Annotated in this window: 25 protein-coding genes and 1 tRNA gene; 14 read left to right on the top strand and 12 right to left on the bottom strand. The window is 66.3% G+C overall.

The genetic code is table 11. From position 1 onward, the window contains the following. The first annotated feature begins 665 nt into the window (after positions 1–665). The 7 genes from FDZ84_RS08075 to FDZ84_RS08045 all read left to right on the top strand — a co-directional run bounded on the left by FDZ84_RS08075 (position 666) and on the right by FDZ84_RS08045 (position 4,908). A complete protein-coding gene (locus FDZ84_RS08075; RefSeq protein WP_168585384.1) occupies positions 666–1,232 on the top strand; it encodes a hypothetical protein in 567 nt (188 codons plus the stop codon). A gap of 52 nt (positions 1,233–1,284) precedes the next feature. Further along, positions 1,285–1,929, top strand: a complete 645-nt coding sequence (locus tag FDZ84_RS08070) for a hypothetical protein (protein ID WP_168585383.1) — start codon at positions 1,285–1,287, stop codon at positions 1,927–1,929. A gap of 478 nt (positions 1,930–2,407) precedes the next feature. Next, positions 2,408–2,716 carry an SH3 domain-containing protein gene (locus FDZ84_RS08065; protein ID WP_168585382.1) on the top strand — a complete coding sequence of 103 codons (309 nt, stop codon included), beginning with the start codon at positions 2,408–2,410 and terminating at the stop codon, positions 2,714–2,716. A gap of 65 nt (positions 2,717–2,781) precedes the next feature. Continuing rightward, positions 2,782–2,982, top strand: coding sequence for a DUF4177 domain-containing protein (locus tag FDZ84_RS08060; RefSeq protein WP_093273837.1), 201 nt, complete (start codon positions 2,782–2,784; stop codon positions 2,980–2,982). A gap of 69 nt (positions 2,983–3,051) precedes the next feature. Beyond that, positions 3,052–3,126: transfer RNA gene (locus tag FDZ84_RS08055), tRNA-Val, on the top strand. Between the two features lie 652 nt (positions 3,127–3,778). Then, complete coding sequence (locus FDZ84_RS08050; RefSeq protein WP_168585381.1) at positions 3,779–4,303, top strand: RICIN domain-containing protein; 525 nt, start codon at positions 3,779–3,781, stop codon at positions 4,301–4,303. A gap of 305 nt (positions 4,304–4,608) precedes the next feature. After that, positions 4,609–4,908, top strand: a complete 300-nt coding sequence (locus tag FDZ84_RS08045; protein WP_168585380.1) for a hypothetical protein — start codon at positions 4,609–4,611, stop codon at positions 4,906–4,908. A gap of 132 nt (positions 4,909–5,040) precedes the next feature. On the opposite strand, the gene FDZ84_RS08040 is transcribed toward FDZ84_RS08045, so the two are convergent. After that, positions 5,041–5,340, bottom strand: coding sequence for a hypothetical protein (locus FDZ84_RS08040; RefSeq protein WP_168584083.1), 300 nt, complete (start codon positions 5,338–5,340; stop codon positions 5,041–5,043). Positions 5,341–6,048: 708 nt separating this feature from the next. Between FDZ84_RS08040 and FDZ84_RS08035 the strand changes: the two genes are divergently transcribed. Then, positions 6,049–6,450: an SSI family serine proteinase inhibitor gene (locus FDZ84_RS08035; RefSeq protein WP_168585379.1), complete on the top strand. Its 402-nt coding sequence runs from the start codon at positions 6,049–6,051 to the stop codon at positions 6,448–6,450. A gap of 364 nt (positions 6,451–6,814) precedes the next feature. Here FDZ84_RS08035 and FDZ84_RS08030 read toward each other — a convergent pair whose 3' ends face one another. Next, positions 6,815–7,225 (bottom strand): hypothetical protein, encoded by a 411-nt coding sequence (locus tag FDZ84_RS08030; protein ID WP_168585378.1) that lies wholly within the window; start codon positions 7,223–7,225, stop codon positions 6,815–6,817. A 471-nt stretch (positions 7,226–7,696) separates the two neighbouring features. Here FDZ84_RS08030 and FDZ84_RS08025 point away from each other — a divergent pair, with 471 nt between their 5' ends. Both FDZ84_RS08025 and FDZ84_RS08020 read left to right on the top strand, forming a co-directional pair. Beyond that, the gene (locus tag FDZ84_RS08025; protein ID WP_168585377.1) at positions 7,697–7,993 is read left to right on the top strand and encodes a hypothetical protein; all 297 of its coding nucleotides are present in this window, start codon (positions 7,697–7,699) and stop codon (positions 7,991–7,993) included. A gap of 268 nt (positions 7,994–8,261) precedes the next feature. Next, entirely contained in the window at positions 8,262–8,585 is a 324-nt protein-coding gene (locus FDZ84_RS08020; RefSeq protein WP_168585376.1) for a hypothetical protein, read from the top strand. Positions 8,586–8,915: 330 nt separating this feature from the next. On the opposite strand, the gene FDZ84_RS08015 is transcribed toward FDZ84_RS08020, so the two are convergent. The 4 genes from FDZ84_RS08015 to FDZ84_RS08000 all read right to left on the bottom strand — a co-directional run bounded on the left by FDZ84_RS08015 (position 8,916) and on the right by FDZ84_RS08000 (position 11,343). After that, positions 8,916–9,185 carry a hypothetical protein gene (locus FDZ84_RS08015; protein ID WP_168585375.1) on the bottom strand — a complete coding sequence of 90 codons (270 nt, stop codon included), beginning with the start codon at positions 9,183–9,185 and terminating at the stop codon, positions 8,916–8,918. A gap of 174 nt (positions 9,186–9,359) precedes the next feature. Continuing rightward, complete coding sequence (locus FDZ84_RS08010) at positions 9,360–9,671, bottom strand: hypothetical protein (protein WP_168585374.1); 312 nt, start codon at positions 9,669–9,671, stop codon at positions 9,360–9,362. A gap of 260 nt (positions 9,672–9,931) precedes the next feature. Beyond that, entirely contained in the window at positions 9,932–10,231 is a 300-nt protein-coding gene (locus tag FDZ84_RS08005) for a MoaD/ThiS family protein (protein ID WP_168585373.1), read from the bottom strand. Beyond that, entirely contained in the window at positions 10,228–11,343 is a 1,116-nt protein-coding gene (locus FDZ84_RS08000; RefSeq protein WP_168585372.1) for an exo-alpha-sialidase, read from the bottom strand. Before FDZ84_RS08000 ends, FDZ84_RS08005 begins: the two co-directional genes overlap by 4 nt. A 314-nt stretch (positions 11,344–11,657) precedes the next feature. On the opposite strand from FDZ84_RS08000, the gene FDZ84_RS40555 reads away from it, so the two are divergent. Further along, a complete protein-coding gene (locus tag FDZ84_RS40555) occupies positions 11,658–11,918 on the top strand; it encodes a PfkB family carbohydrate kinase (protein WP_371812809.1) in 261 nt (86 codons plus the stop codon). A 191-nt stretch (positions 11,919–12,109) separates the two neighbouring features. After that, positions 12,110–12,814 carry an HAD family acid phosphatase gene (locus FDZ84_RS07990; protein ID WP_210435472.1) on the top strand — a complete coding sequence of 235 codons (705 nt, stop codon included), beginning with the start codon at positions 12,110–12,112 and terminating at the stop codon, positions 12,812–12,814. A gap of 520 nt (positions 12,815–13,334) precedes the next feature. Here FDZ84_RS07990 and FDZ84_RS07985 read toward each other — a convergent pair. The 3 genes from FDZ84_RS07985 to FDZ84_RS07975 all read right to left on the bottom strand — a co-directional run bounded on the left by FDZ84_RS07985 (position 13,335) and on the right by FDZ84_RS07975 (position 15,102). Then, positions 13,335–13,691 carry a hypothetical protein gene (locus tag FDZ84_RS07985; protein ID WP_168585371.1) on the bottom strand — a complete coding sequence of 119 codons (357 nt, stop codon included), beginning with the start codon at positions 13,689–13,691 and terminating at the stop codon, positions 13,335–13,337. A gap of 66 nt (positions 13,692–13,757) precedes the next feature. Continuing rightward, positions 13,758–13,994, bottom strand: coding sequence for a DUF397 domain-containing protein (locus FDZ84_RS07980; protein WP_168585370.1), 237 nt, complete (start codon positions 13,992–13,994; stop codon positions 13,758–13,760). A gap of 241 nt (positions 13,995–14,235) precedes the next feature. Beyond that, complete coding sequence (locus tag FDZ84_RS07975; RefSeq protein WP_168585369.1) at positions 14,236–15,102, bottom strand: helix-turn-helix transcriptional regulator; 867 nt, start codon at positions 15,100–15,102, stop codon at positions 14,236–14,238. A gap of 387 nt (positions 15,103–15,489) precedes the next feature. On the opposite strand from FDZ84_RS07975, the gene FDZ84_RS07970 reads away from it, so the two are divergent. Further along, positions 15,490–16,284, top strand: a complete 795-nt coding sequence (locus FDZ84_RS07970) for an exodeoxyribonuclease III (RefSeq protein WP_168585368.1) — start codon at positions 15,490–15,492, stop codon at positions 16,282–16,284. 369 nt (positions 16,285–16,653) lie between these two features. On the opposite strand, the gene FDZ84_RS07965 is transcribed toward FDZ84_RS07970, so the two are convergent. Continuing rightward, positions 16,654–17,184, bottom strand: a complete 531-nt coding sequence (locus tag FDZ84_RS07965) for a dihydrofolate reductase family protein (RefSeq protein ID WP_168589891.1) — start codon at positions 17,182–17,184, stop codon at positions 16,654–16,656. A gap of 379 nt (positions 17,185–17,563) precedes the next feature. On the opposite strand from FDZ84_RS07965, the gene FDZ84_RS07960 reads away from it, so the two are divergent. Beyond that, on the top strand, positions 17,564–18,667 hold the full coding sequence (locus tag FDZ84_RS07960) for a methyltransferase domain-containing protein (protein ID WP_168585367.1): 1,104 nt from the start codon (positions 17,564–17,566) through the stop codon (positions 18,665–18,667). A gap of 22 nt (positions 18,668–18,689) precedes the next feature. On the opposite strand, the gene FDZ84_RS07955 is transcribed toward FDZ84_RS07960, so the two are convergent. Together FDZ84_RS07955 and FDZ84_RS07950 are read right to left on the bottom strand one after the other, a co-directional pair. Further along, positions 18,690–19,925 (bottom strand): NAD(P)/FAD-dependent oxidoreductase, encoded by a 1,236-nt coding sequence (locus tag FDZ84_RS07955; RefSeq protein ID WP_168585366.1) that lies wholly within the window; start codon positions 19,923–19,925, stop codon positions 18,690–18,692. 173 nt (positions 19,926–20,098) lie between these two features. After that, positions 20,099–21,592 carry a S8 family serine peptidase gene (locus FDZ84_RS07950; RefSeq protein WP_246868876.1) on the bottom strand — a complete coding sequence of 498 codons (1,494 nt, stop codon included), beginning with the start codon at positions 21,590–21,592 and terminating at the stop codon, positions 20,099–20,101. Positions 21,593–21,600 lie beyond the last annotated feature (8 nt).

Below are 21,600 nucleotides of genomic sequence, written 5' to 3'. Positions count from 1 at the left end.
GTTTCGCCGCATTGAACAGGCACATGACGAACCGGCCACCACGCTCAGTGGCTGAGCAAGGTGGCCGGTTCTGCTGAAACTCAGGGCGGCGGTCGACCGTCTACCTGCGCTCGCTTCCGGGGTAGTCCGGAGCGCAGGTCGGAGTGCTCTCAACGAGGCCTTGATCAGGGCGGCCTCGTCGAACTCCGGAGTGATCCGCCGTGTTTTCTCCAGCCAGAGCTGGAACGGTGTCTTCCAGACATCATCGAGCCGCTATTCGGCGAAGTCACCTGGGACCCCGAGTGGGAGTCCTACGTCCGCCGATACCAGATCGGCTGGATCGAGCTGGCGCGCAAGAACGGCAATCCGAGCTGCTGGCGTTCATCGCATCATGGTCGCCGCGACCACGGCCGGGGACGATCCTGCCAGCTTCGCGCCCGCAGCGAGCACGACGAGGTGCGTGCGGATCATGCACGACCCAGACCGGGCGCGGCACCGCTTCGCCTACGTCCGCAACGTCGTCCTCGACGGGCGGACCAACGGCCGGTCACGCTTGATCGCCCGGTAGTTCGGTTGCCACAAGGACCCACAAGGACTCTGCTCTTGAAGTTATCTAAGAGAATTCCTCACGGGTTCTGAGTGAATCGCCGGGTATACCAGCCTCAGTGTGGGCACGAAGATCCCTAATGTCCGATGGAAAACTGCGCCGGAACCGCAAATTCATGCTGGAGGATGAGGCGATGATGCCGGTCAGGCTGCGTCGAGGTTTGGCTGTCGTGACTGTCGCAGGAGGGCTGGCTGCTGCTCTAGCTGGCAACGCGGGGGCTGCTCCCCGAAACTACATTGATTCTGCAGAGATTCTCCCGAAAGATCCAACGGTCCGGGAGCGGCTAATTGATGATTGCTTGCGGGATCCAAATGTTCCCGCAGGAAGCGAAGTGCTTGCCCTCAACAATGCCCCGGGTGGCCGGGTTAATTTGCTCTGCGGAAACGAAGGATTCGGAGCGCGCCACATTCACGCAGGCCACCCTATCGACAACTCGAACGCATTTGCGGCATGCTGGCTGGTTACCATAGCTAAAAACAACACTAACCCAGGGAGCGATCCCAACGGCACTACGGAGTGGCATTACGTTTATGGTGTCGGAAAGGAGGCGGTGGTCGTCACCGATAATGCAGACCGCGACACCATTACGGCTTACACAAAGGGGCCGAATGGCGCAGACTGGGAGGGATGCGCCGCCACCTTGTAAACAGCACTCGCATGGCACACCCGGCGACCGCTGGGTGTGCCACACTTGGAAGATGGTGGAGTACAACATCCGCGCCGCGCAGCCATCTGAGGCCGAGGTAGAAAGCCTGACGAATGAGCTCGTAGTCCGTCCGCATGTCACACCAGATGACGGTTCGGTGAGCAGGATGGTCGAGTGGCTCCGAACCGAACGACGTAAAGGCGGAGCCGAGCTGGCAGGATTTCACATTGCGGAACACCCAGTGTTCGATTCGTTTGCGAGTCGCAATGCTTTGAATAGTCCAGGTGTGATCGAGTCCGTGCTCGCCCATGAATCCGTGCGCGATTCGTTGCCGTACTTCCGGATTGCCAGCCCGCTTAAGTACAGGGACTTTGGGCGCCGCCTTCGCGGGTGGAGTGTTGTCTGGCCTTACCGGGTCGCGGGCGATTGGGCAACCTGCTTGGATTCAGGCGGATTCGACGTATTTCCCGATGAAGTCAAAGGGACGGGCCGAGAGGCACGTGGGGCTGCGGCTATGGACACGGCGATGTCCGCGTACAAGGCTCTCACTGGTGGTCGCTACCGCCCTGGCATTTGTGCCTATCAAACCTCGGACGCCTGGTGTGAATGGTTTCCTGGTGTTTTCAACAGCACGTGGATCGTGTACGACTCGGGCTTCCGCCTGCTGTGGCTTCTGGCGATCACCGACATGGATTGATGCCCTAGATCCCATCAAGCAGCGATAGCCTTGGCCGAGGCAATCGCCCTCCTGAATGCCCGGAAGACGGCTGAGCAGCCAGCCGCTGTGAATCAGTGACTTAACTGCAATACGGGACGTACGGCCTAAATTCGGCGGGTTTGGTCCGTACGCAGTTTCCTTGGCGGGTAGGGCGATACCAACCCCTCGCGCACAGAAGGACACGCGGTCCGGCCGCTTGATTCTCAGGCAGTGAGGAGAAGTTTGCCAGCCTCTTGTTGACTTCATCTAGCCGTCGGGCGAGTGCCCAGGCCAAGGGCAAGGTCCAGATCGCGGCCATGCGAGCGATTCAACCGGGCTACAGCCTGCGCTCGAACGCCGGGCGGGCGACACCCGAGGCGTTGAACCGGGCGTGCCGACGGGTGCTCCGGGTTCCGTCGCCGCTTCCGGCGTCGGACGCTGTGCCTTGGACGACCGTGGTCGACCAGGGAGGTATGCCATGTTCCTGCTGCCCCGCTCGTTGCTGCTCATCGGCGCCGGTGTTCTCGGGGTGAGCTACCTGATCGGCACCGGACAGGCCGGCAGCCGATTCGGCGGACCCGAGCCGTGCACCTTCCGGGTCACCGCCGACGTGCTCAACGTCCGCTCCGGTCCCAGCTCGACGAACGCCCGGGTGGGCGAGCTGCGACAGGGCGCGGAGGTGGCCGCGACGCCCAACGTGGTCGGCGGCTTCCGCGATCTCGGCGACGCGCACTGGGCCGCCACCGAGTTCTTGGCCCCAGCGCCGGACAGCACCTGCGGCCCCTGACGGAACCCGCGGCGGCCGCGCATCGTTCACCCCATGACACGTGTTCGCGCTGACGGGGAGAGCCGATGCCGTACCAGTACAAGGTCGTGGAGCTCCGGGAGAAGTGGCTCGGCGGCAAGATGTCCGGCGACAAGCTGGAGCGGGTCCTCAACGACCACGCCGCCGACGGTTGGCAGCTGAAGGCGATCACTGGTGCGGACGTCAAGGGCCGGTTGGGCCCGGGTGGCGTCGAGGGTCTGCTGGTCACCTTCGAGCGCCAGGTGTGAGGGCGGGGTGGTGCACGCCCGCGCTGGGGGCTCCGCTAGGCTGGTGCCTGCAAGCGGCCGGGCCGCTCGGCGCGATTAGCTCAGCGGGAGAGCACTACCTTGACACGGTAGGGGTCACTGGTTCAATCCCAGTATCGCGCACCAGCTCTCGCAGTTCGGAGCCCCTGTCGACGCACGTCGGCGGGGGCTTTCGGCGCTCCGGGCGGGGCACACGTGTCCATTGTGGGTCTCAGGCTTGCGGAACGTGAAGTTGGTCCGGCGGCGGCAGCAAGTGGATGGAGTTCTACCTCTACGACGTCCACCGGTCGCCCGGGTTGATCACGTCGATGACTTCCTTCGCGCGAACACGCACTGGTTCCAGCCCGCTGTGGCGCGACCACGGCGGCGCGCAGGCCGTGGTGTGCTACTTCGACCTGCTGGGCCGAGGCTTCCGGACATCCGGTGTTCCTGATGACCTTTCGGGTTTGGCTCGACCGCAACGCGAATCACCCTTCTGCCGGATGTCTACTGGGGACTCCGGCCGTGCGGCGACTCCTGCCGGTCGTGGACGAGGCCTGCGCGCCCCGACTTCTTAACCTGAAATGAGAGTCATCTTTCTCAGTTTTGGGTGTTGCGAAAAAGGTCCATTGAGGACTGTTATACGCGTTGATCTAGGCGTCGTTACCGAAGTCGCTGATCGACCACTCGTTGTAGTGACCCGGTGCGAACTTTCGCTCCGCTGCTGGTAGAGATCCTTATCGGATGGTCGGAAAACCGATCGCCATTCCCGAAAAACATTCTGTGTGGAGGGGTAGTAATGAAGCGTGCTCGCTGGATGCTGGGTGCCCTCGGTGCCTTGGCGGCGGTTTCCCTCGTGCCGGCCGGTGCCCAGGCTGCGTCGGCTCCTTCCCCCATCGGATTCAGCACGGAGATCACCAGCGCGGTCGACGGTTCCCGGTGGGCCGACTTCGGCGGCGACCCGGTGATCAAGGCCGCCCAGTTCGGGGTGTTCGGCGACGCTGACAAGTGGGTCGTGTCGAACCAGTACGACGGCAGCGTGACCATCCGGAACCAGCAGACGAACCGGTGCGCGCAGGCTAACCTGCAATGGGGGCCGGAGGTCCTCGCCGTGCCGTGCCTGCCCGGAAGCCTGAGCCAGCGCTGGATCGTGGAGGAGCGCGCGGCCGGTTACGTCATCAGCCCGCGGGCGACGCCGGACCTGGCGGTGTCCGTGGAACAGCCGAACTCCCCCGCGGGGAGCTGGCTGAAGCTCGAGCCGCGCTGGGACCTGAACGGGTCCAGCACCGCCAAGTCCGGGCACGTCTTCCGGTTCGGCATCTGATCTGATCACGGTGGCCCCGCTGGGGCCGGAGAAGTGCAGCGGCCCGCTGGTCCGACGAGCAGTCGTCGGCCCAGCGGGCTTCTTCTTGCTCGAATCGGCGAAAGCGGTGTCGCCCAACGGTGATCACTACATGGTGTGATCACCGGAGTTTTGCTTGCCACCGAATGTCGTTGCACCGGTAGATTTCTGTTGCCCCTTTTTCGGGGTTTGGATTCCGCGAAACCCGAAGGCGATGTGCATTTCCAGGATCGCTGCGGGGATCAGGAACAGTGCGGAAATAGTCGGTCTACGAAGGGAATCGGTTGATGCGTACTGCAAAGCGCGTGCTCGCTGCCGCCGCTGTGGGGGTGCCGCTGCTGCTCGGGGTGTCGGGTACGGCTCTGGCCGCTCAGGGCAACGGGCACCCGGTGAAGGCTTCCTGGATCGTGAAGGAGACCCAGGAGCAGAGCGCGCAGAACCACACGGTACAGAACAACATCAACGTCTCGCCCATCACGCAGATCAGCCACAACAGCAAGGGCGAGCAGGCGGCGATGACCTTTACCCAGCAGAACAACGTCAACGACACCGAGCAGACCGAGGGTGAGATGGACGTCGACGACTAGGGTCGGCACAGCCGCCCGATCAGTCGTGGCGGAGATGAAGGAAGATGAAAAAGGCTTGGCCCGGCGAGAGAATCGCCGGGCCAAGCCCTTTCATGGTGCGGTCGAACCGCGGCAGCGAGGGGGTCCCTGCCGTCAGTCCTCGTCCGCCTGCCAGGCCGCCTCGGTCTGGTCGGTGTCGGCGTCGTTGGCCTGGTTGCTCCAGCTCACCGAGTTCGCCTCGCCGCTACCGACGTTGAACGTGTACTGCGTCGGCTTGTTGAGGTTGGCCTGCTCGGTGTTGGCGTCCTGGTCCTGGTTCTGGAGCTGGTTGTCGGAGATGGTCGGCCATCCCTTGTGGTGGTGGCCGCCGTCGGCGAGAGCCATTCCCGGGGCGCCGAGCAGGATGGGAAGGCCCAGGGCGGTAGCAGCGATGACGCGCTTGGCAGAACGCATAACGAATATTCCCCTTCGTACTGATTTGTCGAATGACGCCGCAGGAATCGCCGACCGCCTTTGTCGGGTCGAATGGCAGTGGATTCCCATCGGGTTTTGAAACCCTGCCGCAGCGGGGTCTTCTAAAACATAGCGCTGCCTGATCTTCTCGCAACCCCAGATTTCGGTCGCTCACCTCATCTGATGATCTCCACTGGAATATGCACGGTGCGGCGCACCGGATGAGGATCTTCGTCCGGGGCAATACGCTGCGTTGTGCAGTAGTTCGTCGTGCGGCGGCGTCGGAACCGATCACGCGATCGGCGATCGCAGCACGTTTGTGTCGGATCGTGACTACGTTCCGTTCGTCGCTCCTGCGCTGCATTCGATTTGCGGATGATCAACGTCGGCACGAGGAGCCGGGACTCGATTAATGGGCAAATCTACGTGAAATTTCGTCATTTATCCACGGGTTCGGAACGCTGATGAGCTAATGGGCGCTACCCGGTGTCGTCAGGCGGCCCGGCGCCGTCGCCGAGTCGGATCGTCGCCCGCGGTCGCCGTAGATCTTCCGGGAGCGAATTCGGGGCTCATTGGTGGCTGGCGGTGATGATCACCGCTTCGAGGGAATCCGATCGGTGATCGTTTTCGGCTCGCGCGGAGAGGTCGTTCCGGGTGCGGTAAGGAAGACGGGGGTTTCCATTCCGGCCAGGACGGAGGATGCACGAAATGACCGAATCTCGGTTGCTCGGCCGCGGTGTCGCCGGCATTGTCTTCGCTGCGGTGGTGCTGGTTCCAGGGGTTGCTGCGGCCGCGTCCGGCGATGACGCGGACCAGAGCACGCTCAAGCTGACGGTGACGGAGTCCCAGAAGTCCCGGACTGTCACGCTGAACTGCGACCCGGCGAGCGGGGACCACCCGCGCGCGTCCGTAGCGTGCGACGAATTGCACCGGGTTGAAGGGAAGTTCGAGCGGTTGGACCCGGGGCAGCCGAAGAACTGCACCAAGGAAAGCCGGCAGACCACCGCATCCGCGGAGGGGACCTGGCGCGGCCAACCGGTCGGCTACCAGGTACTGCTGGCCAATCCCTGCGAGCTGAAGGCCGCGACCGGTTCCGTGTTCGCCTTCTGAGCGCACGAACCGCCGAGCGCCGGCTGGCCGGAACATCTGCCGGAACACGCTCCTGATGTCTTCGCCACACCCCATGGATTGCCGAAAGGCAAGGAGTGCAGCGTAAAAGTCGCCGCCCGTGGTCCAGAAGCGCACGCCACGCGGCGGAACCAAGGCGGGATCGCATGTTGGAGGGTGCGACTCTGGCCCTCCGGTCCGCCTGCGCCGCACTCTCGCAGTGGCTTCACCGGCTCCCCGGTGAAGCCACTGATCCATTTCCGGGATCCGGTGGTCGCAGCACTGCGGATGAGGACTGTCGATGAGCACGGCAAAAAGTCGGGGAGCGGGACTGTTCCCGCTCCCCGAAATGATTCCGGCACCTGTCCTAGCAGTGTCCAGTGATGGTCCGGTCGATGACGACCGTAGGACCCGTCGTCACGATGAGCCGGGAGCTTCCGTTGTTGGCGACGGTGACGCTGTTGATGGATACGCCGCCGCCGCTGACTGACCCGCTGGCCCGCACGTTTCCGTCCACTGCCACGGAGTACGAAACCGCCTGGCGGGCATTGGTGGCGCTCCGGAACGTCAGCCGCACGGTGGTGAGATCCTCCTGTCCCACAGCATCTTTCAGAAATTTCCCAACGATGGGCAGGTCTGCGGTGCGCAGGCACCGGGCTTCGCCCACCTCCACGTGCAGCGGTGGTCCGGCCCATGCGGTCGCGGCTGCCACCGAGGCGCCGGCGGTCAGCGTCCCGAGCGCGGCCAGCACGACCGCCGTCTTGCTGCGAATTTCCATGGCTTGCCTCCTGAAACGAAGTCCGTATCGGGATCAGCAACAAACGCTAGGGGTGGTTCGCGCGATGTGCGCGCGAGCTTCCCTTTCTTGATCCAAACGGGCGAAGTGTCTCAAGTTGGCGACGCCGATCGTGTTGCGCAAGTCCTTATAGCGCAATGCCTTTAGGGTTCGACGTTCTTGATCATTTCGTGATCGGGATCGGGATTCTACGTCTTGATCCTTTCTGTGGCGGTCGCAATTGCTTCATCTGATCAGTTGAGTTGTGCGGGTTGAGATCGGTCAGCCGAACGACGCTGCGTAGTCGTGCATCCGCAAGGGTGGCGAGCGATTCTCTTTGGTGTGACCCGACATGCCGGACCCCCCATATCAATGGCAACGTTTCTCTTGCCGGTCGGTGCACCCCCCAAATCCCCAGAATTCCGGGGAACTCAAACCGACCTGGTCATGTCCAACATGGATGGGAGTTAAGGAATGCGTACTTCGATTCGTCTTCTCGGTGTTACCGCCGCTGCGGCCGCGATGCTGGCGATGGGTTCGCCTGCCTTTGCCGGCGGGCACGGCAAGGGTCACGAGAAGGACGACCACTCGGTGACCTCCTCCGAGGCCAACGGCGGCAACGGCAAGGGTGGCAACGGTGGCATCGGCGTGAACGTCCTCTGTGGCATCGGTGTCGGTATCCTGGGCGAGGGCAAGGGCTCCTGCTCGGCCGGCAACGGCGGCAACGGCGTCGGCGGCGACGCCGAAGCCACCTCGTACGACGAGGACTGACGCCGAACCGGGCACCGGCAGCCCGGAGCGTCGAGTTGAGAGCGTGTCGACCGGTCTGTGCGCCGGTCGGCACGCTCTTTCTTTGCGGGCACAACGAAGTTGATCGCACCTCTGGGTGACTGGGGGTGTGATCTGCATGTCGCTGGGGGTGTTTTGCGGACTTCGGTGAAAGGGTCCACGCGTTGATCTCGGCTCCCGCCGAACTTCCCTCGGGTTTCAGCGGCGGGGCTGTTCAACCAAGTGGTATCCATCCAGATTGGAGTCTGCAGTGCGCAAGTCTGTTCGTGCTCTGTTCGCCGGGGCCGCCGCGGTCGGATTGCTCGCGATGGGAGCGTCTCCGGCGCTGGCCGCCAAGGGCAAGGAAAAGACGTCGGACGACGACTCCACCGTCACGGCCGCGGCCGAAGGTGGTAAGGGCGGCAACGGCGGCAACGGTGGCTTCGGGATCAACGTGTGCCCGTCGATCGCATTGTTGGCGCCGGCGAAGGCGAACTGCGGTGCCGGCAACGGCGGCAGCGCCAACGGTGGCGACGCGGAAGCCTATGCGGAAGACGACAGCAAGGACCGGAAGTACTCCAGCGACGACGAGTGATTTTGGAGCTTCCTGGCGAAGGGAGCCGCGGGTTCCGCGTCGGTCTTCCTGCCGGAAGACCGTCGCGCCGCGTCCGAGTTTCGAGTTGGTAGCGGGTAGGCCGCGTCCGAGAAATCCCACGGCCTGCCCGCTTTTCGAGCGTAACGCTGCCGTTCCGGTGCCCCCGGCTGAAGTGGCGAAAGCACCCGCATCGGGCGACTGGCGCCGCTTGGCGAACTAGCCTCGGCCACAGTGGACGATCGGGATTGACGGATTTCGTCGGTGCACGTGAGAATGTGCCGGTCTCCTTGCGGAGGCCGGCACATTCATCTTTTGCTCAGCGGGCGACCTTCAGTCGTCGTCGTCGCTGTTCTCCTCGGCCACCGCGGTCGAGTGCCCGTCGGTGCTCCCGCCGTTCGGCGCGACCGAGCATTGGGCCGTGATCTGACCGCCGGTGAGGGAGATCGGTCGGCAGATGCTGAAACCCTGGCCGGCTTCGCCCGCGCTACCGGGCTTCTCCTTGGTGCTTTCGTCCGCGACCGCCTGGGGCAGCATGCTCGTCGCCAGCACGCCGATGCCGAGTGCGGCGGCGGTGCTGAGGATGCGAACAGAAATAATCATCGGTCTCCTTTCGCGTCGTCGCTCCGGGTACGCCGGCCAGATCGTCCACCGGTCGGCGTTCCTGGCCGGGCGAAGACCTCGTATCGGGTGGACCCTGGGTGGATCAGCGCCCGGCCGCTCCCGTTCGGGCGGGAGCGCCCGGGCTGAACCGGACCCGCGAGGTCGGCGTCAGTCCTAGTCGGACTCGGTGTCCCGGCTGTCGTCTTCCGCGTAGGCTTCCGCGTCGCCGCCGTTGGCGTTGCCGCCCTTGCCCGCGGTGCAGTTGGCCTCGGCCTTCGCGAGGACGCTGATCGCCGGGCAGATGTTCAGGCCGAACCCGCCGTTGCCGCCGTTCCCGCCGTTGCCGCCCTGGGCTGCGGCCGTGACGACGGAGTCGTCGTCCGACTCCTTGGCCTTGCCCTTCGCGGCGAGGGCCGGGGACGCACCCATCGCGAGCAGGCCCACGGCGGCGACTCCGGCGAGCAGGGCACGTGCTGAACTGCGCATGTCAGACTCCGATTTGGTTGATTTCCGGTGGCGTCAGACGGGCACGGAATCCCGGGATCCCGGACCGGCCGCGCGATTGACGCGGCAAACCTTCCACCGGGGCCGAGAATTGACACGCCAACACGCCGGAGCGCCCGCTCTACCACCCATTAGTTGAACGGGCACGCCGAGCAGCACAATTTCGTCCAGTTTGGACAGCCCGTCGCATCCATCAGTCGAAGGATGGGACAACCAGTTCGGTTCGCGAGGGCGGGGCTCGGTCAGCCGCCCGCCATAGCTCCGACGATCAGGTACGGCTCCTCGCCCGCCGCGACCTCTTCCGGAAGCGGGGCGTCCGGCGACTCGTGGGAGAGGTCCCGCTCGCAGGCGAAGAAGCGGATGAACGCCCGGCGCAGGTGGGTTTCCTGGTCGCGGATGGTGCCGCGCAGCATCGGATAGCGGGCTTCGAGCGCGTCGAGCACCGCGCGCTGCGTGGGCCGGCCGTCGAGGTCCAGCTCGATCTCGCGGTCCGCGATCTTGGCCAGCGTCCGCAGGTGGGCGGGGAGCGCGACCCTGATCATGGCAGCGTCTGCACCTCGACGGACAGCACCGCCGGCAGGTCCCGGACGATCGGCCGCCAGCTATCCCCGGCGTCGGGCGACACGTACACCTGGCCGCCGGTGGTGCCAAAGTAGATGCCGCACTCGTCCAGCGAGTCCACCGCCATCGCGTCCCGCAGCACGTTGACGTAGCAGTGTTTCTGCGGCAGGCCCTTGGTCAGCGGCTCCCATTCGCCGCCGCCGGTCCGGCTGCGGTAGACGCGCAGCCTGCCCTCGGGCGGGTAGTGCTGCTCGTCGCTCTTGATCGGCACGACGTACACCGTGTCCGGTTCGTGGGCGTGCACGTCGATCGGGAAGCCGAAGTCGGTCGGCAGGTCGCCGCTGATCTCGTACCAGGAATCGCCGGCGTCGTCGCTGCGCATCACGTCCCAGTGCTTCTGCATGAACAGCACGTTCGGGCGTTCGCGGTGCAGGGCGATGCGGTGCACGCAGTGGCCGACGTCCGCGTCCGGGTCGGGAATGCCCTCCGAGTGCAGGCCGTGGTTGATCGGTTGCCAGCTCTTGCCGCCGTCGTCGGTCCGGAAGGCGCCCGCCGCCGAGATGGCGGTGAAGAGCCGGTTCGGGTTGTCCGGCGCGTGGATGATCGTGTGCAGGCACATCCCGCCGGCGCCCGGCTGCCAGCCGGAGGCGGAGTCGTGTTCGCGCAGCGCGCGCAGTTCCTGCCAGGTCTGGCCGCCGTCGGTGGTGCGGAACAGCGCGGCGTCCTCGACCCCGGCATACACGGTGTCCGGGTCGGTCGGCGACGGCTCGAGGTGCCAGACTCGCTCGAACTCCCAGGGGTGCGGCGTGCCGTCGTACCACCGGTGCGTGCCGGGGGTGCCGTCGTAGGAGAACTGGTTGCCGACCGGTTCCCAGGTCTGGCCGCCGTCGTCGGAGCGCTGGATCAACTGGCCGAACCAGCCGAGCGACGGCGATGCGTACAACCGGTCGGGGTCCGCTGGCGAGGCCTTGAGGTGGTACAGCTGCCAACCGCCGAAGAGCGGGCCGCTGATGTCCCACCGCTCGCGGGCGCCGTCCGCGGTGAGGATGAACGCGCCCTTGCGGGTGCCGACGAGAACTCGGACACAGCTCATGAGGAACCCCTGCTCAACAGTGGGACGCTTGTTCGATGTCGGTCACCGTAGGACCATGGGTCGCTCGTGTCTTCTCGATCTTGTGACTCGGCGTCCCGGCGAACCGTGCTGTCCCGGGTGAGCGGTCGGCGAGCCTAGCGCCCGTGAGTTTCCTAAGTCAATCCCTGGTTTGTGTTGATCTTCGTGGTGGCTTGGTGGGTGGCGGGACCGGACAGCGACTCCGAGCGCAGGGCCGCGTAGCGGGCTTGATCACCTCGTTGATCAGCGCGAGGCGCTGGTCGAACGGGATCAAGGCCGACTTCATCGCGTTCACCGTGAACCACTGCTCCATCAGCGCGGAAGGCAAGGGCGCCAACCAGGCGGTCGCCGCCGCACGGCTCGGCGCCCGGACGGCGCTGGTGGGTCGGGTCGGCGCGGACGCGCACGGCGAGACGCTGCTGGCAGCCCTGCGCGCCGACGGCGTCGACACCACGCAAACCCATCGCGACGTCGAAGCGGATACCGGCACCGCGTTGATCCGTTTCGGAGACCGGAGCGAACACGGTCGATGCGGTCGACTCCACCGGAGCGGGTGATGCTTTCGCCGCAACCGTGGCTTGCCGCCTCTGCCAGGGCGATCTGCTTCCCCTGCCGTGCGTCGGGCGACCCGCGTGGGAGCTTGCAGCGTGCAACACTCCGGTGCGCAAGCGTCCTATCCCGTGCTCGACCGCGTGCTGAGCGGATCCGGGCTGCCGGATTAGTCCCCGCCGCTAGGAGATTCCTCATCGTGTCCGATCGAAAGTCCCCCGCACTCCTTAGGATTGCCTCGTCCTTCGCCCTGCTCGGAGTGCTCGCCACCGGCTGCGCCGCTGCCCAGGGCGCCGAAGTCGCGAAGGCCGGCGAACCCCCGAACCTGACGGAGCTCAAGGAGTCCATCGTGGACTACCACGATTCGGGGCGGTGGGACGCCGACATCGCCGAGGCTGACCGGCGCGGCCAGGACTACCTGGCCAAGCGCCTGGAGCAGGGCGTGTCGAAACCGGCGATCGTACTGGACATCGACGACACCAGCGTGTCCACCTACGGGTACGCGAAGGACATCAACTTCGGTTTCGACAAGGAGTCGTCCGACGAGTACGTGCTCGCGCGCGGGCCTGTCGGGATCGCCGCGACGAGAGACCTGGCGCGATTCGCGGACTCCCACGGCGTCGCGATCTTCTTCGTCACCGGCAGGCGGGAGAGCCCGCAGATGCGCGAGGCCAGCCTGCTGGACCTCGAGGAGGAGGGCTACCCCGAGCCCGACGCCCTGTACCTGCGGCCGACGGACGACCACCGGCCGTCGGTGGTGCCGTACAAGAGCGGTACCCGCGCCGAAATCGAGCGGCAGGGCTACCAGATCATCCTCAGCGTCGGCGACCAGGAGTCCGACCTGGCCGGCGGCCACGCCGAACGCGGCGTGAAGCTGCCCAACCCCATGTACAAACTCCCCTGACCTGCGCTCGGCGCCGACGCCTGCACGGGTCGGCGCCGAGTCCTGTGTGGACTCATCGGCGGCGCAGGTCGCGGACCTTGCGGGCTCGGAGTGGGTTGCCGATAGGCCCCGGTGGGCTTGGGTTCGCATCCGGTCTGGGATGTCGGTGAGGTCGTGGTCCAGGACCAGCACGTGCTGCAGGTACCTCAGCAGACCGGCCGCCTTCGGGTGTGGGAATCCGCTGGTCTGCTGGCGCCCGCGCGCCGGGCACCAAGTACCGGATATTCAGCCCGATCGACGTCCGCGACGTTGCGGATGGTCAAGATGCTCCGGCAGGGGCAGGTATCTGCTTCCCCAGATCCGGCAGGTGCTCGACGGGCTCCGGCAGACGGGCAGCAGCGACCTCCCGCGCCGGGGCGCCGTCACGCGGGAACTCGATCGGTTCGGGGACCCGGCTCCGGGGCATGGTCCACAGAGGACTCCAGCGCCGGGGTCGGGGCGAGGTCTGGAGCGGCGGACCTGGGCGGTCCACCGCGGTGGCTCAGGCGGAGGCGGCCAGCCAGGCTGAGCGGCCCGCGTTGGTCGGCAGCCAGCAGCCCTTGGGCTGGCCGCCGAGCTCCGGGGTCGGCTCGGACAGCGCGAGCAGTTCGGCGATCACCTCGCGCGCCGGGCCGGTGGTGCGCCACAGGACCTTGCTCGGGAAGAGCACGTCGGGCTCGTCACCGGGGATCCGCGCCGCGTCGGCGTCGTGCTCGCCGAAGAGCTGCAGGATGTCGAAAACCCCGTGATGGACGCGGATTCCCACCACGGCGACCAGGCCGCCGTTGGTGTCGCGAGGGTGCGCGAACTGGAAGTCGTGGGCTACCAGGGCTTGCAGGCCGTTGGTAATCTCGTTCATGGCGCCACCGAGTTTCGTCGTCAAGGGCTTCAACCGTGGCTCCGCGCGGAGTGTCGGCGCGGCTGGTCAGACGATCAAGTCGTCGAACTCGCCGTCCTTGGCACCGTGCAGGAATGCGGCGATCTCATCCCGGCTGTAGACCAGTGCTGGACCCTCGGGGTAACGCGAGTTTCTGACGGCGATCCCGCCGTCGACCAACGGTGCCAATTCGACGCAGTTGCCCACCGCTCCGCTGTGGCGGCTCTTTCGCCACACCGCGTTGAAAAGCTGCTGCGCGGGCATACCGTTCTGGATGTTCGTCATCCGAACCTCACCCTTCCCCGACTAACGCTGCACGATCATCTGCACGTGCAGATGATCGTGCACCAAATTAGCAGGTGCAGATGCACGGTTGAATGCACGTGCATCTCAATGAGACCTTGATCACTCTTTTGGGTTAGTTTCGTAGCCTTGACGGTGACTCGTTAGTGCACGGATATCCTGAGCCGATATTCGGGCACAAAAAAGCCACCGCCGGGGGATATCCGGCGGTGGCGGCTGGACGTCAGCTGTGCTTCAGGACCTGCAGCAACGTCTTGCGGGTCTCCTCCGGGGTCTGCGCGTCGACCGCGAGCCGGTGGCTGACCTTGCTATACACCTCGACCTCGTCCGGCTTGTCCAGGTACAGCGCGCCGCAGAGGTGTTCCAGGTAGACGATGTCCGGCAGCTCCGGCTCGGCGAAGCGCAGGATCGTGAACGCGCCCTCCGCGCCGGACCGGCCGAGCTCGAACGGCAGGATCTGCAGAGTCACCGCGGACATCGCCGTCGCATCGAGCAGGAACTGGATCTGCTCGCGCAGCACCTCCCGGCTGCCGATCGGCCGGTGCAGCACCGACTCGTCGATCACCGCCCACAACCGCGGCGCCTTCGGCTGCATGAACAGCTTCTGGCGCTGCATGCGCAGCCGGACGCGCCGGTCGAGCTCGTCCGCCGGGAACTCGGGGCGGCCCTGGATGGCGACCGCGCGGGCGTACTTCTCGGTCTGCAGCAGACCAGGCACGAACTGGATCTCGTAGGTCTGGATGCGGGAGGCCGATTCCTCCAAGCCGACGTAGTCCTGGAACCACGACGGCATCAGGTCGTTGAAGCGGTGCCACCAGCCCGGTTCGTTCGAACGGCGCACCAGGTCCAGAAAGGACTCCTGCTCCGACTCGTCGGTCACCCCGTAGAGGTTGAGGAGGTCGGCGACGTCGCGCTCCTTGAAACCGACTCGGCCCAGTTCGAGGCGGCTGATCTTCGATCCGGAGCCGCGGATGGCGTAGCCGGCGTCCTCCCGGGAGATGCCGCTCGCCTCGCGCAGTCGGCGCAGCTGGCTGCCCAGCACGAGACGGCGGGCGGTTGGGCCGCTTCCCGTGGCACTGTCCGGGGCCACGCGAAACCTCCTGTGGAATGGGCTCTACGATCCACTGTCGCGATCCAGCGGTTGAACGTTACGCGGAGGGATAGTAGTGGAATCCAGCCGCAGGTCGAGTGTCTTACCCGGATTGGCGGTATCTGCCCACCAGCAACGCTCTCGATGCTTGATCACCTAACGCTGGTCAGCGCCGGGGAGGCAATGGGGTTGGGGGTGGCATGACACGAACCGGAGCTGGGCGTGCGGTGGGTTGCCGACGTTTCGGCGGGCTCGACGTGCTCGAGCCGGGCCTGGTGCGGGTGGCGACGTGGTGGGCGGACGGGCCCGGCGAGCCGCTGAACGCCTTCCGGTGGGGCGGGGTGACCGGCGAGTTGATCGTCGGTACCGGTGGTTACCCTCGCTGGCGTGCTGACTGTGTCGACCGTGAACGTCAACGGCCTGCGCGCCGCCGCCAAGAAGGGCTTCGTGGAGTGGCTCGCCGCCACGCGAGCCGACGTGATCTGCATGCAGGAGACCCGTGCGGAGGCCGACCAGCTCACGTCCGAGGTCCGGGAACCCGCCGGTTGGCACACCGTGCTTGCCCCGAGCTCGGCGAAGGGCCGCGCCGGGGTGGCGATCTACAGCCGCGCGGAGCCAACGGCGGTGCGCATCGGCTTCGGCTCGGCGGAGTTCGACGAGAGCGGCCGGTACGCGGAGATCGACCTGCCGGGCGTCGTGGTGGCCAGCCTCTACCTGCCCAGCGGCGACGTCGGCACCCTGCGCCAGGACGAGAAGGAACGCTTCATGAAGGAGTTCCGTGCGTACCTGGGTGACCTGCAGGAACGCGCCGCGGCGGAAGGCCGCGAGGTGCTGGTGTGCGGCGATTGGAACATCGCTCACCAGCAGATCGACCTGAAGAACTGGAAGTCCAACCAGAAGGAAGCGGGCTTCCTGCCGGAGGAGCGGGCCTGGCTGACGGAGGTCTTCGAGAGCGGTTACGCGGACGTGGTCCGCCGCCTCCACCCGGAAGGCCCCGGCCCGTACTCCTGGTGGTCCTACCGGGGGAAGGCCTTCGACAACGACTCCGGATGGCGTATCGACTACCTCGTCAGTTCGCTCGGCCTGGCAAGTCGCTGCACGGATGCATACGTGGAGAAGGCTGAGAGCTATGACCAGCGCTGGTCGGACCACGCGCCGGTGACGGCGGTCTTTGACTTCTGACCCGTCTCGTTCCCGATGACGGGTACCAGTTCGACGACACCGGACACGGAAAGGTGTAGGGCTCTCCGCGAGGATCCCGCTCGCGGCGCCCAGGCAGTACTGAATTGCCTGGGCGCCGACACAACATCGAACCCGGAACCATCGACCACTGCTGTGGTCAGGTCGAGCCCGTCGAGCGCGCGCAACTGGTCGAGTAGCGACTTGTGCACGAGCGGGAGAGCCTCGGCCCAAGTTCAGTCCCGCAACCGACGCCAATACGTCACGCTTGAACACCCCGCGACCGAGGACGGTAGCTGTGACCAGTGGACCAGCCGCCCCCGGCCGCCTCGTGGACCTCCTCCAGCACCTGCCCTAACCCGCCGCGGCGGGTCAGGGCTTGGTGTACGTCAGGTGCATCACGCCGCTGTTGAAGACGTGGGTGTCGGCGAGGTCGTACTGCTCGGGGGCGAAATCGCCGCCGAAGAGCGGGATTCCGGCGGCGGCGACCACCGGGTGCAGCTTGATGATCATTTCGTCGATCTCCGGTCGCAGCGCCGCCGCGAGCTTTCCGCCGCCGCAGAGCCAGATTCCCATGCCTTCTTCCCGTTTCAGCTCCCGCACCCGTTCGACCGGGTCGGTGGCGACGAATTCCACCGTGGGGTCCGGGCTTTCGGTGATGCTGCGGGAGAACACGATGCTGCGCAGGTGCCGATAGGCGTTCGTTATCCCGTCCCGCACACCGATTTCCCAGCTGCCGCGTCCCTGCAGGACCGTGTCGAAGTGCTTGTTCGGCGCGTCGGTGAGGTAGATCAGCGGGCGGATGTGCGTCGGCATGATTTCCGGGTACTCCTCGCGGATGAAGGTGCCGTGGTCGCCTTCGTGCAGGAAGAAGTCCGGGTTGTCGTTGGCCGGGACGGTGATGAAGCCTGATCGCCACCTTCGTCAACCGCTCCCTGGCATCCTGACGGTCTTCGGGTGTTCAGCTCCCATTAGGCGGTTGTGCTATTCCGGTGAGCCGTTTGGCCTAGCGTTGCTGCCAAAATGTGCCTCGAAAGCGTGATCCTGTTTCATTTTCAGGAAAATCCGCCCCACCTATGTGCTCTCATTGACGGCGCCGCAACGCTCGGTGAATTGGCCCGCGCTGCGACGAGGGCCTGATCGATTGGGAGGTCGGAATGGGCAAGCGGGACGTGGACCGCGACGGCCAGGGCGAAGCCCAACCGGAGAAGTGGGAGAACTGGGGCAATAAGGACGACGGCAACAAGCACGAAGGCGACGACGAGTAAGGCGACACGAAGAAGTGACCGCTTGGCGTGAACGGCTCGGTGTACCGCGCGATCGGTTCATCCCGCCCGAGGTGTGGGTCGATGACCCCGTCACGGGCGGGTTCGTCTCGGTGTCCAGGAAGACCGACGGGGCGCGGTGGCGAGAACTGGTCGAGGCCGACGAGCCGATCATCACGCAGGTCGACGACGGCAAGACCCGGCCCGGAGCCGTCGGCTTTCAGCCGAGCAGCTCGTGCAGCAAGCCGTCGCTCGTGGCCGACATGCTCGACGCCCTCCAGGTGGAGGACGGCCATCGGGTGCTGGAGATCGGCACGGGAACCGGCTGGAACGCGGCGAACCTCCGCGAGCGCGTGGGCGACGACGGCCAGGTGACCTCGCTCGAGGTGGACCTCGAGCTCGCCGAGCAGGCGGTCCGAGCGCTGATCGGCGCGGGGTGCGCGGTCGTGGTGGTGACCGCGGACGGGACCAAGGGCTACCCGGATCGCGCGCCGTACGACCGGCTGATCGCCACCGCTTCCGTGCGCCGAGTCCCCCGGGCTTGGATCGAGCAGGCAGTTCCCGGCGGCGTGATCGTGACGCCGTGGGGCACCGACTACTGCAACGGCACTCTTCTCCGGCTCACCGTGCCGGGGGACGGTTCGGCGTGGGGGAGATGCGGCAAGAACCTTCGGTTCATGCGGGTTCGCGATCAGCGCCGCGAATTCCTCGGCCCGTCCGACGCCGAGATATCCGGCGCCGAAAAGGGGACAACCCTCCGAAGCGCACGGGAACTCTTCGAGATGACGGAGTTCTCGCACGCAGCGTTCACCATCGGGCTTCGCGTCCCGAGCTGCTACCTCACCATTGAGGACATCGACGCCGATCACCGGCACATCGAGCTGCACGACGTCCGTTCCGCGTCGTGGGCCCGCGTGATCATGGCACGCGGGGCCGATTTCGAGGTCTACCAGCTCGGTCCGCGCCGGCTTTGGGACGAGGCCGACGCCGCGTACGCCCGGTGGCTCGAATCGGGTCTCCCGACGCCTGACCGGTACGGGCTCACGATCACGGTGGACGGTACCCACGAGGTGTGGTTGGACGAACCGACCAGCGAGCACCGGTGGGCAGTCGAGCTCTGACGCCCGGTCCGGCGCTCGACCGTCAGCGGGCGATCAGTTCGTTCAGGGGGGTTTCCGGGTCCGCCAGGAGATTCGTGTCGACCGTCGTGGCCGAGGTGATCAGGGTTTTGATCTGGTCCTGCACGTCCCAGATGTTCACGTTCATGCCCGCCAGGACTCGGCCTTCGGCTAGCCAGAAGGCGATGAACTCGCGGGCTTCGACATCCCCGCGGAACACCACCTGGTCGTATCCGTCCGGGTCGACGTAGCCGAGGTACTCCATACCCAGGTCGTACTGGTCGGTGAAGAAGTAAGGCAGCTCCGAGTACTTTCCGTCGCGCCCCAGCATCGACGCCGCCGCGGTGGCCGGCTGGTTGAGCGCGTTCGCCCAGTGCTCCACCCGGATCTGCTTGCCCAGCAACGGGTTGAACGCGTTGGTCACGTCGCCGGCCGCGACGATGTTCGGGTCTCCGGTGCGCAGCGAGGCGTCGACGAGGATGCCGTTCTCCACCCGCAGCCCGGCGTCCCTGGCCAGCGCGACGTCCGGCTCCACGCCGACCGCGACCAGCACCGCCTGGGCCGGAACCTCGGCGCCGTCCTTCAGCCGCACCCCGGCTGCCCGGCCGCTGTCGACCAGGATTTCGCTCACGGCGGCGCCGAAGCGGAAGTCCACGCCGTGGTCCCGGTGCAGTGCCGCGAAGACCTCGGCCACTTCGGGACCGAGCACCCGCAGCAGCGGCAGCTCGGTCGTCTCGACGACGGTCACGGCCACGCCGGCTTCGCGCGCGGCGGCGGTGACTTCGAGCCCGATCCAGCCCGCGCCGACCACCACGAGCCGTTCGATGTCGTTCAGGGTCTGCTTGATCAGGTCGGAATCCTCGACCCGGCGCAGGTACAGGACGCCGTCGGCGTCGATCCCGGGCACCGGCAGCGAACGGGGATGCGCACCGGTCGCGATCAGCAGCTTGTCGAAGTCGATCCGGCTGTTGTCGGAGAGCTCCACCTGGCGCAGCGCCCGGTCGATCCGCCGCACCGACACCCCGAGCTGCAGGTCCACCCGGTTGTCGGCGTACCAGGATTCGTCGTGCACGTAAGCGCTGGCGAAGTCGGCGTTGCCCATCAGGTACGCCTTGGACAGCGGCGGGCGCTCGTACGGGCGGTGCCGTTCGTCCCCGAGCAGTGCGATGCGCCCGTCGAACCCCAGATCGCGCAGCGCCTGCGCACCCTTGGCGCCGGCCATGCCGGCACCGACGATCACGAAGGTCTCCGAATCAGCCACGACAGCGCCTCACTCCCACCCGACAACCCTCCGGATCGTCAGCGTCCTGCCGTCAACTCGCCCAAGCAACCCCAGATCGTGCGAATTGGACGGTATGAAGGGCACCTTCGACCGGCAAAGCCGGTAAAGCCGGCCGAAGGTGCCCTTCGGTTATCACCCGTTAGTGGGAGAGGTCACTTCTGGACGGCGTCGAGGGCGTCGATGAGGCCCGCGCCGTAGAAGCCGGCTCCGCTCTTGCCGCCGGAGCAGACCGCGTCCGGCTTGCCGTCGCCGTCCGGGTCGTAGCTCGTCGGGCATGCCAGTGCGTCAGCCTGGTTGGTCAGCGCGCCGACCACCTGCTGGGCGTTCCAGTCCTGGTGCGTGCTGCGCAGCAGCGCGACCACGCCCGCGGCGTGCGGCCCGGCCATCGAGGTGCCCTGCATCCAGCCCCAGCCGCCGCCGGGCACCGTGGACAGCACCCGACCGTTCTGCGACGGCGTCTGCGGGATCTGGTTCTTGTCACCACCGGGCGCGGTCACCGTGATCGAACCCAGGCCGTGGTTGGAGTAGTAAGACTTCACCGCGTCCGAGCCCACCGCGGACACCGCGACCACACCCGGCAGCTCCCCTGGCAGGACGTGGCACTCGTGCCCGGTCTTGCGGTCCTGCGTCGGTCCGCCGTTGTTCGGGCTGTCGGTGTCGCGGATCGGCTTGGACAGGTCCCAGTTGCTGTTGCCCGCCGACACCACGTTCACGACGTCCTTGCCCTGCGCGTACGCGGCCGCGCGGCGCACCGCCTCGGCACCGGCCCGCTGGTCCGGGTCGCTGTCGCACCACAGGTACCAGGGGTCGACGAAGTAGGAGTTGTTGGTGACGTCGAAGCCGTGCTCGGCCGCCCAGATGAATCCGCAGACCGCGTACTCGGGGTAGATGAAGCCGCCGTCGTCGATGACCCGCACCGAGGCCAGCGTGACGTTCGGCGCGACACCGGAGATGCCGACGCCGTTGCGCGCGGCGGCGATGGTGCCCGCGGTGTGGGTGCCGTGGTTCTGCGTCGGGTCCTGCGGCTGCCAGGCCTCCTGCCGGATGTCCGGCACACCCTCGTTCACGCAGCTCACCGACTTGGAGACGTCCAGGTTCGGCTTCAGGTCCGGGTGCGCCGGGTCGATGCCGTAGTCCAGCACGCCGACCGTGATGTCCTTGCTGCCCTGGGAGATCGCGCTCGCCTGGTCGGCCTTGATCTGCCGCATGTCCCACTGCTCGGGCTCAAGCGGCTCCGCGTTCGCGTTGGCCGAGAACGCGGCGGGACCGGCCTTGCCCTCCAGCGACTCCAGCCGCAGCGACTGCGCGGGCGGCAGCTGCTCGGCGAGGTTGCGGCTGGCACCGGCCTGCTCGACGGCGGGCTGGGTGCGCACCGCGGCGGCGAATCCGGGATCCGTCGAGGTCGCGACGATCACGCCGATCTGCGGCCAGCTCTGCACGACGGTTCCGCCGACCGCGCGCACCGATTCCGCTGTCTGCTGCAGGCCGTCGCCGGTCGGGCCGAGCACGACGAAGTGCACCGGTGCGGCGGCGGCCGCGGGGGCTGGATCGGCCGCGCTGACGATGCCTGCGGGTACCAACAGCGCCAACGCGAGTGCCGAGCCGGCCATACGCGCGACTCGACCATTCTTTCTAGAGCGTGACACGTGTCCCT

The organism is Saccharopolyspora sp. ASAGF58 (assembly GCF_012277335.1).
Lineage (GTDB): Bacteria > Actinomycetota > Actinomycetes > Mycobacteriales > Pseudonocardiaceae > Saccharopolyspora > Saccharopolyspora hattusasensis.
This window is presented reverse-complemented; position numbering and strand designations above follow the sequence as displayed.